This is a genomic window from Pseudomonas sp. KU43P, assembly GCF_033095865.1.
Taxonomy (GTDB): Bacteria; Pseudomonadota; Gammaproteobacteria; order Pseudomonadales; family Pseudomonadaceae; genus Aquipseudomonas.
On record NZ_AP019365.1, the window covers coordinates 4830870 to 4844136 of the forward strand.

Annotated in this window: 13 protein-coding genes; 8 read left to right on the forward strand and 5 right to left on the reverse strand. The window is 62.4% G+C overall.

The features are described 5' to 3' along the window. The first annotated feature begins 91 nt into the window (after window positions 1-91). The gene (locus KU43P_RS22080) at window positions 92-1339 is read left to right on the forward strand and encodes an IS256 family transposase (RefSeq protein ID WP_317658073.1); all 1248 of its coding nucleotides are present in this window, start codon (window positions 92-94) and stop codon (window positions 1337-1339) included. Window positions 1340-1427: 88 nt separating this feature from the next. Here the strand turns inward: KU43P_RS22080 and KU43P_RS22085 are convergent, their stop codons facing one another. Beyond that, window positions 1428-2315, reverse strand: coding sequence for an acyl-CoA dehydrogenase (locus KU43P_RS22085; protein WP_317659604.1), 888 nt, complete (start codon window positions 2313-2315; stop codon window positions 1428-1430). 143 nt (window positions 2316-2458) lie between these two features. Between KU43P_RS22085 and olsB the strand changes: the two genes are divergently transcribed. Further along, window positions 2459-3214 (forward strand): L-ornithine N(alpha)-acyltransferase, encoded by a 756-nt coding sequence (gene olsB, locus KU43P_RS22090; RefSeq protein WP_317659605.1) that lies wholly within the window; start codon window positions 2459-2461, stop codon window positions 3212-3214. Continuing rightward, entirely contained in the window at window positions 3214-4002 is a 789-nt protein-coding gene (locus KU43P_RS22095; protein WP_317659607.1) for a lysophospholipid acyltransferase family protein, read from the forward strand. Before olsB ends, KU43P_RS22095 begins: the two co-directional genes overlap by 1 nt. Window positions 4003-4120: 118 nt before the next feature. Here the strand turns inward: KU43P_RS22095 and KU43P_RS22100 are convergent, their stop codons facing one another. Continuing rightward, window positions 4121-4705: an ACP phosphodiesterase gene (locus KU43P_RS22100; RefSeq protein WP_317659609.1), complete on the reverse strand. Its 585-nt coding sequence runs from the start codon at window positions 4703-4705 to the stop codon at window positions 4121-4123. Between the two features lie 151 nt (window positions 4706-4856). Here KU43P_RS22100 and KU43P_RS22105 point away from each other — a divergent pair, with 151 nt between their 5' ends. Together KU43P_RS22105 and KU43P_RS22110 are read left to right on the forward strand one after the other, a co-directional pair. Next, the gene (locus KU43P_RS22105) at window positions 4857-5159 is read left to right on the forward strand and encodes an ArsR/SmtB family transcription factor (RefSeq protein ID WP_317659610.1); all 303 of its coding nucleotides are present in this window, start codon (window positions 4857-4859) and stop codon (window positions 5157-5159) included. Between the two features lie 17 nt (window positions 5160-5176). Continuing rightward, complete coding sequence (locus KU43P_RS22110; RefSeq protein WP_317659612.1) at window positions 5177-6226, forward strand: alkene reductase; 1050 nt, start codon at window positions 5177-5179, stop codon at window positions 6224-6226. A gap of 237 nt (window positions 6227-6463) precedes the next feature. On the opposite strand, the gene KU43P_RS22115 is transcribed toward KU43P_RS22110, so the two are convergent. From KU43P_RS22115 to KU43P_RS22125, 3 genes are all read right to left on the reverse strand, one after another. After that, window positions 6464-7288, reverse strand: a complete 825-nt coding sequence (locus KU43P_RS22115; protein ID WP_317659613.1) for an ATPase — start codon at window positions 7286-7288, stop codon at window positions 6464-6466. A gap of 87 nt (window positions 7289-7375) precedes the next feature. Then, window positions 7376-8371 carry an NAD-dependent epimerase/dehydratase family protein gene (locus KU43P_RS22120; protein WP_317659614.1) on the reverse strand — a complete coding sequence of 332 codons (996 nt, stop codon included), beginning with the start codon at window positions 8369-8371 and terminating at the stop codon, window positions 7376-7378. Window positions 8372-8416: 45 nt separating this feature from the next. Then, complete coding sequence (locus KU43P_RS22125) at window positions 8417-9307, reverse strand: LysR family transcriptional regulator ArgP (protein WP_317659615.1); 891 nt, start codon at window positions 9305-9307, stop codon at window positions 8417-8419. Window positions 9308-9396: 89 nt separating this feature from the next. Between KU43P_RS22125 and KU43P_RS22130 the strand changes: the two genes are divergently transcribed. The 3 genes from KU43P_RS22130 (at window position 9397) to KU43P_RS22140 (ending at window position 13244) form a co-directional block, all read left to right on the forward strand. Beyond that, on the forward strand, window positions 9397-9996 hold the full coding sequence (locus tag KU43P_RS22130) for a LysE/ArgO family amino acid transporter (protein ID WP_317659616.1): 600 nt from the start codon (window positions 9397-9399) through the stop codon (window positions 9994-9996). Window positions 9997-10293: 297 nt separating this feature from the next. Next, window positions 10294-10890, forward strand: coding sequence for a superoxide dismutase (locus KU43P_RS22135; protein WP_274115081.1), 597 nt, complete (start codon window positions 10294-10296; stop codon window positions 10888-10890). A gap of 302 nt (window positions 10891-11192) precedes the next feature. Further along, the gene (locus tag KU43P_RS22140) at window positions 11193-13244 is read left to right on the forward strand and encodes a putative bifunctional diguanylate cyclase/phosphodiesterase (RefSeq protein WP_317659617.1); all 2052 of its coding nucleotides are present in this window, start codon (window positions 11193-11195) and stop codon (window positions 13242-13244) included. The last annotated feature ends 23 nt before the right edge of the window (window positions 13245-13267 follow it).

Genomic DNA, 13267 nt, shown 5'->3' on the forward strand with positions numbered 1-13267 from the left:
GCCTTTGGAGCCGCTGCGCAGCCCCAGGTATCAAAGGGTGAGGGTGTCAGAAATTTTGTGTTCGGGCATAACATGAGTAAGAGGTGCATGTATGCCAACCAAAAAGAAACCCCTGCGTGACCTGCCCAAAATCCCCAAAGAGCTGCTGGAGCAGTTCGGTGAGGGCCTGATGACCGCAGAAGCTATCGAGGATGCCTCTGCGGCGTTCAAAAAGGCCTTGATCGAGCGTGCTCTGCATGCCGAGCTTGGTCACCACCTGGGTTATCCGCCGGGCGCGCAGCGCCCAGAGGATGAAACCAACCAGCGTAACGGCAAGAGTGGCAAGACGGTTTTGACCGGCGATGGCCCGCTGCGGCTGGAAATTCCTCGTGATCGAGACGGCAGTTTTGCGCCCATTCTGATCCCTAAGCACGAACGGCGGTACACCGGTTTCGATGACAAGATCATCGCCATGTACGCCCGTGGCATGACGGTCAGAGAGATCCGAGCGTTTCTGTCCGAGCAGTATGGAACCGACGTTTCGCCCGATTTCATCAGCTCTGTGACAGACGAGGTCATGGAAGAGATTGGCGCGTGGCAACAGCGGCCATTGGAGCCGATGTACCCGGTCATTTTCTTTGATGCGCTGCGGGTGAAAATTCGCGAAGAAGGCCTGGTGCGCAACAAGGCCATTTACCTGGCTTTGGGCGTTCTACCCGACGGGACGCGCGATATCTTAGGCATCTGGATCGAGAACACCGAGGGTGCGAAGTTCTGGATGAAGGTTTTTAACGATCTCAAGACGCGTGGTGTCGAGGATGTGCTGATTGCCGTGACCGATGGCCTCAAAGGCATGCCAGAGGCTCTCAGCGCCGTGTTTCCAGAAACGACGCTGCAGACGTGCATCGTGCACCTGATCCGCAACAGCCTCGACTACGTGGCTTGGGACAAGCGCCGGGCACTGGCCAAGGCGTTGAAACCGATTTACCAGGCCATCAATGCAGAAGCGGCTGAGCAGGCATTGGATGAGTTTGAAAACGGACCCTGGGGCAAACAGTATCCAACGGTCGTGGCAGCCTGGAGACGCGCCTGGGATCGAGTGATTCCCTTCTTTGTCTTCCCACCTGCCATCCGCAAAGTGATCTACACCACCAACGCTATTGAGAGCATCAACGCCCAGCTACGCAAAATCATTAAAACTCGGGGGCATTTCCCGAACGATGAAGCAGCCACCAAGCTGATCTGGCTGGGGCTGCGGAACATCACGGCAAACTGGGGCTCGGCGGCGCATGATTGGAAAAGTGCGATGAATCAATTCGCGATTCTGTACGGGGATCGGTTCATCAGGCCGACGTGGTGAAAATCGGGCCTGCCTAACGGCAGGCCATTACCGGCCCGAACACAAAAAAACTGACAGTCCCCAAAGGGTCACCCACCCTCTCAGGCTTTCATGACAATCCTGCAGCCGCCCACGCCTTATCCAGGCGTTTTTCCCGCGCCGCAGCGGCCAGTGCCAGCACGCCCTGGTCCCGCTGCCACAGTTGCGACCACTGCGACGGCCCCGCCAACAGCGCCTGTTCAATCGCCCAGCGCAGCTCCTGGAACTGCGCAAACAAGCCACCCAGAAGCAGATGGCAACCGACACTGTCAGCACATTGCCGGCTACCTTCGGCACAGCCTGCCAACAGCCCCAGCAGGCGCAGGCGCAGATCCTGTGGCCAGCCGCACTCCTGGCCGACACCGTAAAGCCAGGCTGTCAAAGCGGCCAGCACGTACAAATCCTCCAGCGAACGAAAAGGTTTGACGTAGGCATCCCACCCATCGCCCGCCAGCAATTCGCAGCCGGCTTGCTGCAAAAGCAGCCGCCCATGGCCTACTTCAGGCATCAGCGGCAGAGTCGGCAGGGCCTCCAGCGTCACCCCCGGCTCGCCGGGGTAGACCACCGCCAGGTTCAGCCGCGGCCCCTCGCCCGGCCCTTCGCTGCGCGCTGCCACCAGCAGCCATTCGGCATCCAGCCCGGCGGTGACGAAATCCTTGTTGCCGGTAAGACGCAAGCCGTCCAGGCGCGTGTTCATGTCCGCCGGGCGCACGCTGCGCCGCTCGGTGGCGCACAGCGCGCCCAGGCTGGCCGGGGCGCTAGGCCACAGCACACGCAGTGCCGCCTGGTAACCGATGAGAAAAGCCAGCCCGGGCGTGCCCATGGCACGGCCACCCAGTACCGCCAGTTCGAACGGCGACACCGGGCCCAGGTGTTCGAGCTGTGCGCTGTAAGTCTCACCCAAGGTACCGGCCAACGGCTGGCGCAGGGGGTCGTTGAGTCGTTGCAACCAGGTCATCACATGCTCCTCGTGGGGCTTCTGGGCTGTCACGCAAGCATCACCAAAGGTTCACAGCCGTGACACCGCGCCTACCTAGTCTGACTTTGCACAACAAAGCCGACCGGCCGCAACCCTTCATGGCTGGCTTATGGAGACTCGCAATGACTCGGATCGCTCGCCCTGGCGACAACAGCACTGAACGCCGTCTGCAAGCCGAACGCCTGGTGGGTGCCACTGCCCTGCAGGAAGCACAGGCGCTGCGCTACAAGGTATTCAGCGCAGAATTCAAGGCCAAGCTCAAAGGTGCCGATCAGGGCCTGGACATGGACGACTACGACGTACATTGCCGCCACATCGGCGTACGCGACCTGAGCACCGGCGAACTGGTGGCCACCACCCGCCTGCTCGACCATCAGGCAGCCAGCAGCCTGGGGCGCTTCTACAGCGAAGAAGAATTCAGCCTGCACGGGCTGTTGCAGTTGCAGGGCCCGATCCTGGAACTGGGGCGCACTTGCGTCGATCCGGACTACCGCAACGGCGGCACCATCGCGGTGCTGTGGGGGGAGCTGGCCGAAGTGCTCAACGAGGGCCGCTACAGCTACCTGATGGGCTGCGCCAGCATCCCGATGCAGGACGGCGGCGTGCAAGCCCAGGCCATCATGCAACGCCTGCGCGACCGCTACCTGTGCACTGAACACCTGCGCGCCGAACCGAAAAAGCCACTGCCCACCCTGGCCTTGCCAAACAACGTCATCGCCGAAATGCCGCCGCTGCTCAAGGCCTACATGCGCCTGGGCGCGAAGATCTGCGGCGAGCCATGCTGGGATGAGGATTTCCAGGTGGCCGATGTGTTCATCCTGCTCAAGCGTGACGACCTCTGCCCGCGCTACGCCCGCCACTTCAAGGCAGCAGTCTGATGCCCAGGCTGCGGGTGATTGCCCGCCTCTCGCGGCTGCTGCTGGTGCTGTGGTTCGGCATGCTGATGGCCAGTGCCATTGCCGTGGGTGAGCGCCTGGGGTTCAAGGCGCCGCTCGAACGCCGCCAGCGCTGGGCCTGCCTGTTCATGAAGCGCCTGGTCGCCGCCCTGCCCTTCGACGTGCGCGTGATTGGCGAGCTGCCGCAACGACCGATGCTGTGGGTCAGCAACCATGTCTCGTGGACTGACATTCCCCTGCTCGGCATGCTGCTGCCTCTGTCGTTCCTGTCCAAGGCTGAGGTTCGCCATTGGCCGCTTGCCGGCTGGCTGGCGGAAAAGGCCGGCACACTGTTCATACGCCGGGGTGGTGGCGACAGCCAGCGCTTGCGCGAACAGATCGGTGAACAGCTGGGCCATGGCCGCCCACTGCTGATTTTCCCGGAAGGCACCACCACCGACGGGCGTCAGCTGCGCACCTTCCACGGCCGCTTGCTGGCGGGTGCGATTGACCGGGGCATGGCCGTGCAACCGGTGGCTATTCAGTATCTGCGTAACGGTGAGACGGACCCGATTGCGCCGTTCATTGGTGACGATGACCTGGTTTCGCACCTGATGCGGCTGTTTGCCGAGCCTCGGGGTGAAGTGTGCATTCACCTGCTTCAGCCAGTCGGCAGTGTCGGGAAGGAGCGTGCGGCGCTGGCGTTTCAGGCGCAGCAGGCCATTCATGTGGCCTTGTACGGGGTTGAGGAAGTCGAGGTGGCGCCGCGCAAGCAGGCACGGGCTGCATGATTGGTCTTGCCTGTACTGGCCTCATCGCCGGCAAGCCGGCTCCCACAGGATCACCACAGCTTTGCAGACAGGTGGCACATCTGTGGGAGCCGGCTTGCCGGCGATGCGGCACAAAGGATCAGCGCTCGGCCATCCGCCCCGCCGCCGCAAATGCCTGCAATTGCGGATAAAACTCGCGGAAATCCGCCAGCAACGGCTCGTACAACCGCTCCAGCTCGCCCATCACCCCCGTCAGGCCCTCCGGCCGCGACAAGCGCCGGGCAATCCCTTTGAACACCTGCTCCAGGGTGTCGAAATCGCCATACGCCCCCAACCAGTCATCCGCCGCCATGAACGGTGCAATCCGTGCCAGCCGCCCAGGCAACTCGGGCTCCGCCAGCAACACCCGGTAGAAATCATCCGTGAACTGCGCCAGCGGCTGTTCGGCGTAATCCCCCCAGTGTCGCGCCAGGCAATGGTCGAAGAACACATCCAGCACGATCCCGGCAAAGCGCCGCCGCTCGCGGGGAAAACGCGCGAGCGCTGCCAATACCAACGGGTGCTGGTCGGTGTAGCTGTCGATATGCCGGTGCAGGCGTATCGCCGCCTCCAACGCAGGCGGAAAACGCCCTTCCAGCGAGCCTTTGACGAAGTCGCCATAGAGGCTGCCAAGTAGCTGTTGCGGCGCAGGGCCGCCCAGGTGCAGGTGTGCGAGGTAGTTCATGCCCGCAGTTTAGCACTGGCATTTGCCATATCGTTATAACGCGATATAGCGATTCGTGCTCAGCTAAGCGCTAATCCATATTTCAATATCGCGATGTATCGATTTATATTTCGTCTCATCGCGATATACCGGTACATCACCCGTGACGACCATGCCCCTTGATCTCGACGAAATCATCAAAGCCCTGGCCCACCCGGTCCGGCGCGAAATACTCCACTGGCTGAAGGACCCGGACGCGCAATTCCCTGACCAGCACCACAGCACTGAACACGGTGTCTGTGCCGGGCAGATCGATCAGCGCTGCGGCCTGTCGCAGTCGACCGTCTCCGCCCACCTGGCCACCTTGCAACGGGCAGGTCTGATCAGCAGCCAGAAGATCGGCCAATGGCACTTCTTCAAACGCAACGAAACCACCATTCAGGCGTTCCTCGAACAACTGCGCCAAGCACTCTGACAAGGCAGGTAACTTTCATGACCACGCTTTTCGATCCGATCACGCTGGGCGACGTGCAATTGCCCAACCGCATCATCATGGCGCCGCTGACCCGCTGCCGCGCCGACGAAGGCCGGGTGCCCAACGCCCTGATGGCCGAGTACTACGTTCAGCGCGCCAGCGCCGGCCTGATCCTCAGCGAAGCCACTTCGGTTTCGCCGATGGGCGTCGGCTACCCGGACACCCCCGGCATCTGGAACGACCAGCAGGTGCGCGGCTGGAACAATGTCACCAAGGCCGTGCACGGTGCTGGCGGGCGCATCTTCCTGCAGTTGTGGCACGTGGGCCGTATCTCCCACCCCAGCTACCTGAATGGCGAGCTCCCGGTTGCGCCCAGTGCGATCCAGCCCAAGGGCCATGTCAGCTTGGTGCGCCCGATCACCGAATACCCCACTCCGCGTGCGCTGGAAACCGAAGAGATCGCCGACATCGTCGAGGCCTACCGCAGCGGCGCCGAAAACGCCAAGGCAGCAGGCTTCGATGGTGTGGAAATCCATGGTGCCAACGGCTACCTGCTCGACCAGTTCTTGCAGAGCAGCACCAACCAGCGCACCGACCGCTACGGTGGCTCGCTGGAGAACCGCGCGCGGCTGCTGCTGGAAGTGACCGACGTGGCCATCGAGGTGTGGGGTGCGGGGCGCGTGGGTGTGCATCTGGCGCCGCGAGCCGACTCGCATGACATGGGTGATGCCGACCGTGCGCAAACCTTCACTTACGTGGCGCAGGAACTGGGCAAGCGTGGCATCGCCTTCATCTGCTCGCGGGAGAAGGAAGCGGATGACAGCATCGGCCCGCTGATCAAGGAAGCGTTCGGCGGCCCGTATATCGTCAACGAGCGGTTCGACAAGGCCAGTGCCAATGCCGCGTTGGCCAATGGTCGGGCGGATGCGGTGGCGTTCGGCGTGCCGTTCATTGCCAACCCTGATCTGCCAGCGCGCTTGGCGGCCGATGCGCCGTTGAACCAGGCGCATCCGGAGACGTTCTATGCAAAGGGGCCGGTGGGGTATATCGATTATCCGCGCCTGTAAGTGAGATAGCTGGGGCCGCCTTGCGGCCCAATCGCCGGCAAGCCGGCTCCCACAGACTGGTGATGTAGCTGTGGGAGACGTTCTATGCAAAGGGGCCGGTGGGGTATATCGATTATCCGCGCCTGTAAATGAGATAGCTGGGGCCGCCTTGCGGCCCAATCGCCGGCAAGCCGGCTCCCACAGACTGGTGATGTACCTGTGGGAGCCGGCTTGCCGGCGATAGCGGCTCAGGGAATATCAAGGCCGAGCATTGATCTGCTGCTGCAAATTCTGAATTTGGCTCTGAAGGGTATTGATGCTGCGGGTTGTCTGCCCACGAAACGCATCGAACTCCTGCACCGAAGCACCACCCGAAGCCGCTGCCGGTCGGTTGTCGGCCTGGCTCTTCAATACCAGCACATCCTGCTCCAGGCTCTCGATCGCTGCCTTCTGGTTACCCTGTTTCTTCAGCGCCGCCACTTCATCGTTCAGGCTCTTGAGCTGACCATCCAGCTTGCCGCCGTCCACCTGCCCCGATTTCAGCGCTGCCAGCTCGCCATTAACCGCCTTCAACTGTGCCTGTAGCTGCGTCTGAAGTTCGGTCACTACCTTTTGTTGTTCACGGGTATCGGCCAGCACCTGCTCCAGGCGCTTGCCCAGGTCGCCCGCCTGCCCGGCCACGCCCTGCTGCTGCTTGCCCTGCTCGGCCAGGCTGGCCTGCAGTTGGCGGATCTGCAGCTTCAACGCCTCACTGCCGGTATTGACCGTGGACTCACTGGCATCGACCTTGCCGCTGATGGCCTGCAAACGCCCGGCAGCTTCTTCACTGATGCGTGCAAAGCTTTCCTGGGTAGCCACCAGTTGTTGCTCCATCAGCGAAATCTGCTGGAAACTCCACCAGCCCAGGCCCGCCAGTGCGATGAACGATGCGCCCAGCAGCGCCCAGAGGGGGCCTGTGCTGACTGGCTTCGCGGCTTTCTGACGGCTGCGCGAAACGTGCGCCGGCAGCAGTTCGTCGTCATCAGGAGTACCGGCCCGCAGAGTGGGCACGTCATCGAAATCGTCGTGGGCATCGTTACGCATAGGTGGGGTCAACCGCAGTAGTAGCAAAGAGGCATTAGTATAAACCGCTCGCGCGGCGCTCAGATGACCATCATCAGTCGGCCAGGTTCACTGGCCAAGCGGCTGGTGCTTCCACCAGGCGCAGAATTCATCCAGCGCCGTCCACAGGCTGACCTTGGGCTGGTAGTCCAGATACTGCCGGGCACGGCTGATGTCCAGGGTGAAATCGCGGCTCATCACCTGCATCCCCAGGCGCGACAAGGTTGGCTGCGGGCGCCCGGGCCAGAGCATGCACGCCCCCTCGTTCAGTGCCGCCAGGCTGTAGGCCAGGCCGTAGGAACGGTAACGGGTAACCTGCGGCAGGTGCATTTGCCGCATGACGTAGTTCACCACATCCCACAACGGCAGAGGGTGACCGTTGCTGATGTTGTAGGCCTGACCCAGGGCACGGTCGTCGGCGAACAGCGCACTGAGCAGCGCTTCGTTGAGGTTGTGCACGCTGGTGAAGTCGACCTTGTTCAGACCATTGCCGATGATCGCCACACGGCCCTTGCGCTGCATCTGCATCAAGCGTGGGAAGAGGCTCGCATCCCCTGCCCCGGTGACGAAGCGCGGGCGCAGCGCCAGCACTTCCAGGCCGAACTCCTGGGCACCGAACACTTTCTGCTCGGCCAGGTGCTTGGTCAGCGCATAGTGGCCATGGAAGCGGCGCGGAACCTGGTCTTCCCGGACATCCAGGCGCGACCGGCCGTTGAAGTAGATCGACGGCGAAGACAAGTGCACCAGGCGGCGCACATGTTCCTTCAGGCACCCCTCGACGATGTTTTCGGTAACTACCACGTTGCCCTGATGGAAGTCCTGATAGCGCCCCCAACTGCCCACCGCGCCTGCGCAATGCACCACCGCCTCGACGCCCTGGCACAGGCGCCGGGCCAGCTCGGCATCGCCCAGGTCGCCGGGGATGAACTGCGCGCCGCGCTTGACCAGGTGCTCCACACCCTCGGCACGCCGGCCGCTGACCCGCACGTCCAGGCCCTGCTCCAGGGCAAAGCGCGCAAAGCGCCCACCGATGAAGCCGCTCGCGCCAGTGACCAGAATTCGCATGTATGACTCCGCCTTGATTTCAGATGCAACAGACGCCAGCCGCGGCTACAAGGGCACCAGCCAGTGCCGTGCCGTATGCCGCAAATGCTCGGTCAGTTGCGCGAGCAATTGCCCGCCATTGCGCCAATGATGCCAGTACAAAGGCACGTCGATGGGAGTATCGGCGCAGATTTCCACCAGTTTCCCGTTGGCCAATTGCTCGCGGGCCTGCAACTCGGGCACCAGGCCCCAGCCCAGGCCGGCCTCGGTCATGCGCAGGAAGCCTTCGGAAGATGGGCACAGGTGGTGCAGGAAGCCGTCCTGAATCCCCAGCGAAGCCAGGTAACGATGCTGCAGGAAATCGTCCGGGCCATAGACGATGGCCGGCGTACGGGCCAGGCGCTGTACCTCGAACCCCCGTGGGAAATACCGCGCCATGAACCCTGGGCTGGCCAGCGCCCGGTAGCGCATGGCCCCCAACGGCAGGCTACGTGCCCCCGCCACCGGTCGCTCGCTGCCGCACAGGCACGCCGCCACGTCACCTGCGCGCATTCGCTTGAGGCCAACCTCCTGGTCTTCCACAACCAAGTCGGTCAACAACTGATGCTCGGCGCAGAATGCGCCCACCGCGCCGGCCCACCAGGTCGCCAGGCTATCGGCGTTGAGGGCGATGCGCAGGCGCTCGGGCATGCCCTCCTCATCCAAGGCCGGGACCTGGCGTTGCAGGTCACGCTCGAGCAGGCGCACCTGCTGCACATGGTTGAGCAACTGGCGGCCCACCTCGGTCGGGCTCGGCGGCGCGGCGCGCACCAGCACCGGCTGGCCGACCCGTGCTTCGAGCAGTTTGATACGTTGGGAGATGGCCGATTGCGACAGCCCCAGCACCTGCGCGGCGCGCTCGAACCCGCCTTGCTCGATCACCGCCGCGAGGGCGGCCAGCAGCTTGTAGTCGAACATCGATTTTCCTAATGACGGATCAGCGTTATTTGTTTTTCTTATACATCCTCAATCCGCACAATGGCCACATCTTCTTTGGAGTACCTGCCATGTGGCAAAGCTATTTGAACGGCATGTTGGTGGCCTTCGGCCTGATCATGGCCATCGGTGCGCAGAACGCCTTCGTTCTCGCCCAGAGCCTTCGGCGTGAACATCACCTGCCGGTGGCGTTATTGTGCATCGTCTGTGACGCCATACTGGTGGCGGCCGGGGTATTCGGCCTGGCCACGGTGCTGGCGCACAACCCGACGCTGCTGGCCATCGCTCGCTGGGGCGGCGCGGTGTTCCTGATCTGGTATGGCGCCAAGGCGTTGCGCAGCGCCTGTTCGAAACAGAGCCTGCAACACCAGGAAGGCCAAGGCATGCGCTCGCGCCGCGCAGTGCTGCTCAGTGCCCTGGCAGTGACGCTGCTCAACCCCCATGTGTACCTGGACACCGTGCTGCTAATTGGCTCGCTGGGCGCCCAGCAGACCGTGCCCGGCGCCTATGTGGCCGGTGCCGCCAGTGCCTCGGCACTGTGGTTCACCACCCTGGCAGTTGGCGCGGCGTGGCTGGCGCCCTGGCTGGCCCGTCCCACTACCTGGCGCATGCTCGACCTGATGGTGGCGGTAATGATGTTCGCCGTGGCGGCCCAGTTGATCTTTACCTGACCTCTAGGCCTCATCGCCGGCAAGTCGGCTCCCACAGACAACGGCGCTGGCTGTACCTGTGGCAGCCGGCTTGCCGGCGATGAGGCTCGCGCAGGCGCCAGCCCGCCACCGCCGGTCGGCGTTCGCCAACCGCTCTGGAACCTCTATTCCCTATCTTTGTTGCGTGGTTATGCGCCGGGGCTGGTGCTATGATCCAGCCCTTGCGTCGCAAAGAGTACAAACTCGCCGACGCACTTAGGGCCGCCCGTGATCGGCCTTGCGCAAACCGCGAACTAGACCTGAATCAGGAGATCCACCATGGCTTTTGAATTGCCGCCGCTGCCATACGCCCACGATGCTCTGCAGCCGCACATCTCCAAGGAAACCCTGGAGTATCACCACGACAAGCACCACAACACCTATGTCGTGAACCTGAACAACCTGGTCCCAGGCACCGAATTCGAAGGCAAGACCCTGGAAGAGATCGTCAAGACCTCTTCGGGCGGCATCTTCAACAACGCCGCTCAAGTCTGGAACCATACCTTCTACTGGAACTGCCTGGCGCCAAACGCCGGTGGCCAACCGACCGGTGCCCTGGCTGAAGCCATCAACGCCGCTTTCGGTTCCTTCGACAAGTTCAAGGAAGAGTTCACCAAGACTTCGGTGGGCACCTTCGGTTCCGGCTGGGGCTGGCTGGTTAAGAAAGCTGACGGTTCCCTGGCCCTGGCCAGCACCATCGGCGCCGGCTGCCCGCTGACCAGCGGCGACACCCCGCTGCTGACCTGCGACGTCTGGGAACACGCCTACTACATCGACTACCGCAACCTGCGTCCGAAGTACGTCGAGGCGTTCTGGAACCTGGTCAACTGGAAGTTCGTTGCCGAGCAGTTCGAAGGCAAGACCTTCACGGCCTGATTCTTTCAGCCTTGATCCAGAAACCCGGCCTTGTGCCGGGTTTTTTTATGGGGATTCAGAGCTTGGCCGAGTGCAACGGACGGCGTTCCGTCTCGAGATCATCGCAACGCTCAAACCATGCCCAAATCTCTTGCTCCCCCCGCATAGCGCGCTAACATCAATCGTCTGGACAATCGCTACAGCGTTCTCAAGTTGCAGGGTGAGGCAACCGATACACTGCTCAGGAGAGCCGCACCGGCCGATAGTGTATTGCCAACGCCGGTGGCAAAATGATGCCACGGACATGGATTAAGGAAACCCCATTGAAGCTGGAATTGCGCAACAGCTTGTCGGTCAAGTTGCTCAGGGTCGTGCTCCTTTCGGCGCTGGCGGTCGGTGTCGTGCTCAGTTGCGCGCAGATCGTCTACGACACCTACAAGACCCGCCAGGCCGTCAACAATGACGCCCAGCGCATCCTCGACATGTTCCGAGATCCCTCGACCCAGGCGGTGTACAGCCTCGATAGGGAAATGGGCATGCAAGTGATGGAAGGCCTGTTCCAGGACGAATCGGTACGCCAGGCCTCCATCGGCCATCCCAACGAAACCATGCTTGCCGAAAAATCACGCCCGCTGCAGGACATGTCCATGCGCTGGCTTACCGACCTGATTCTGGGTCAAGAACGCACCTACACCACCCAGTTGGTCGGCCGCGGCCCTTACAGCGAGTATTACGGCGACTTGAGCATCACCCTCGACACCGCCTCCTACGGTGAAGACTTCCTGGTCAACGCCATCATCATCTTCGTGTCCGGCGTGCTGCGTGCCCTGGCCATGGGCCTGGTGCTTTACCTGGTCTACCACTGGCTGCTGACCAAACCCCTGTCGAAGATCATCGAACACCTCACCCAGATCAACCCCGACCGGCCCAGCCAGCACCAGATCCCGCTGCTCAAGGGGCACGAGAAGAATGAACTGGGCATATGGGTCAACACCGCCAACCAGTTGCTGGCCTCGATCGAACGTAACACCCACTTGCGCCACGAGGCCGAGAACAGCCTGCAGCGCATGGCCCAGTACGACTTCCTCACCGGGCTGCCCAACCGCCAGCAATTACAGGAGCAGCTCGACAAGATCCTCGCCGACGGTGCCCGCTTGCAGCACCGTGTGGCCGTGTTGTGCGTGGGGCTGGACGACTTCAAGGGTATCAACGAGCAGTTCAGCTACCAGGTGGGCGACCAGCTTCTGCTCGCCCTGGCCGACCGCTTGCGCGCTCACAGCGGCCGCCTGGGTGCCCTGGCGCGCCTGGGCGGCGACCAGTTCGCCCTGGTCCAGGCCAACATCGAGCAGCCCTACGAAGCAGCAGAGCTGGCCCAGAGCATCCTTGACGACCTTGAAGCGCCATTCGGCCTCGACCACCAGCAGATACGCCTGCGCGCCACCATCGGCATCACCTTGTTCCCGGAGGATGGTGACAGCACCGAGAAGCTGCTGCAGAAGGCCGAGCAGACCATGACCTTGGCCAAGGCCCGTTCGCGCAACCGCTACCAGTTCTACATTGCCAGTGTCGACAGCGAAATGCGCCGGCGCCGCGAGCTGGAAAAAGACCTGCGCGAAGCCTTGCCGCGCAACCAGTTCTACCTCGTATACCAACCGCAGATCAGCTACCGCGACCACCGCGTGGTCGGTGTCGAAGCCTTGCTGCGCTGGCAGCACCCGGAGCTGGGCATGGTCCCGCCCGACCAGTTCATCCCGCTGGCCGAGCAGAATGGCAGCATCATCAGCATCGGCGAATGGGTGCTCGACCAGGCCTGTCGGCAACTGCGCGAATGGCACGACATGGGCTTCAGCGAGCTGCGCATGGCAGTCAACCTTTCCACCGTGCAGCTTCACCACAACGAACTGCCACGGGTGGTCAACAACCTGCTGCAGGCCTACCGCCTGCCCACCCGCAGCCTGGAGCTGGAGGTGACGGAAACCGGCCTGATGGAAGATATCAGCACCGCCGCCCAGCACCTGCTCAGCCTGCGCCGCTCGGGGGCGATGATTGCCATCGATGACTTCGGCACCGGTTACTCGTCGCTGAGCTACCTGAAATCGCTGCCACTGGACAAGATCAAGATCGACAAAAGCTTCGTCCAGGACCTGCTGGACGACGATGACGACGCCACCATCGTTCGCGCCATCATCCAGCTGGGCAAGAGCCTGGGCATGCAGGTGATCGCCGAGGGTGTGGAAACTGCCGAGCAGGAAAGCTACATCATTGCTCAGGGCTGCCACGAAGGTCAGGGCTACCACTACAGCAAGCCGTTGTCAGCGCGCGAGCTGACCCATTTCCTCAAGCAGGCGCAGCGCAATCAGGTGTCGGTGCTGTAACCCTGCCCCATTCGTTAAAGGCT

Bases quoted from the DNA above. Each gene is read 5' to 3' on its own strand.
- KU43P_RS22095 (WP_317659607.1), top strand. From the start codon at position 3,214: ATGCCCAGGCTGCGGGTGATTGCCCGCCTCTCGCGGCTGCTGCTGGTG.
- KU43P_RS22115 (WP_317659613.1), bottom strand. From the start codon at position 7,288: ATGCGTAACGATGCCCACGACGATTTCGATGACGTGCCCACTCTGCGG.
- KU43P_RS22125 (WP_317659615.1), bottom strand. From the start codon at position 9,307: ATGTTCGACTACAAGCTGCTGGCCGCCCTCGCGGCGGTGATCGAGCAA.
- KU43P_RS22100 (WP_317659609.1), bottom strand. From the start codon at position 4,705: ATGAACTACCTCGCACACCTGCACCTGGGCGGCCCTGCGCCGCAACAG.
- KU43P_RS22080 (WP_317658073.1), top strand. From the start codon at position 92: ATGCCAACCAAAAAGAAACCCCTGCGTGACCTGCCCAAAATCCCCAAA.
- olsB (WP_317659605.1), top strand. From the start codon at position 2,459: ATGACTCGGATCGCTCGCCCTGGCGACAACAGCACTGAACGCCGTCTG.
- KU43P_RS22085 (WP_317659604.1), bottom strand. From the start codon at position 2,315: ATGACCTGGTTGCAACGACTCAACGACCCCCTGCGCCAGCCGTTGGCC.
- KU43P_RS22105 (WP_317659610.1), top strand. From the start codon at position 4,857: ATGCCCCTTGATCTCGACGAAATCATCAAAGCCCTGGCCCACCCGGTC.
- KU43P_RS22135 (WP_274115081.1), top strand. From the start codon at position 10,294: ATGGCTTTTGAATTGCCGCCGCTGCCATACGCCCACGATGCTCTGCAG.
- KU43P_RS22110 (WP_317659612.1), top strand. From the start codon at position 5,177: ATGACCACGCTTTTCGATCCGATCACGCTGGGCGACGTGCAATTGCCC.
- KU43P_RS22130 (WP_317659616.1), top strand. From the start codon at position 9,397: ATGTGGCAAAGCTATTTGAACGGCATGTTGGTGGCCTTCGGCCTGATC.
- KU43P_RS22120 (WP_317659614.1), bottom strand. From the start codon at position 8,371: ATGCGAATTCTGGTCACTGGCGCGAGCGGCTTCATCGGTGGGCGCTTT.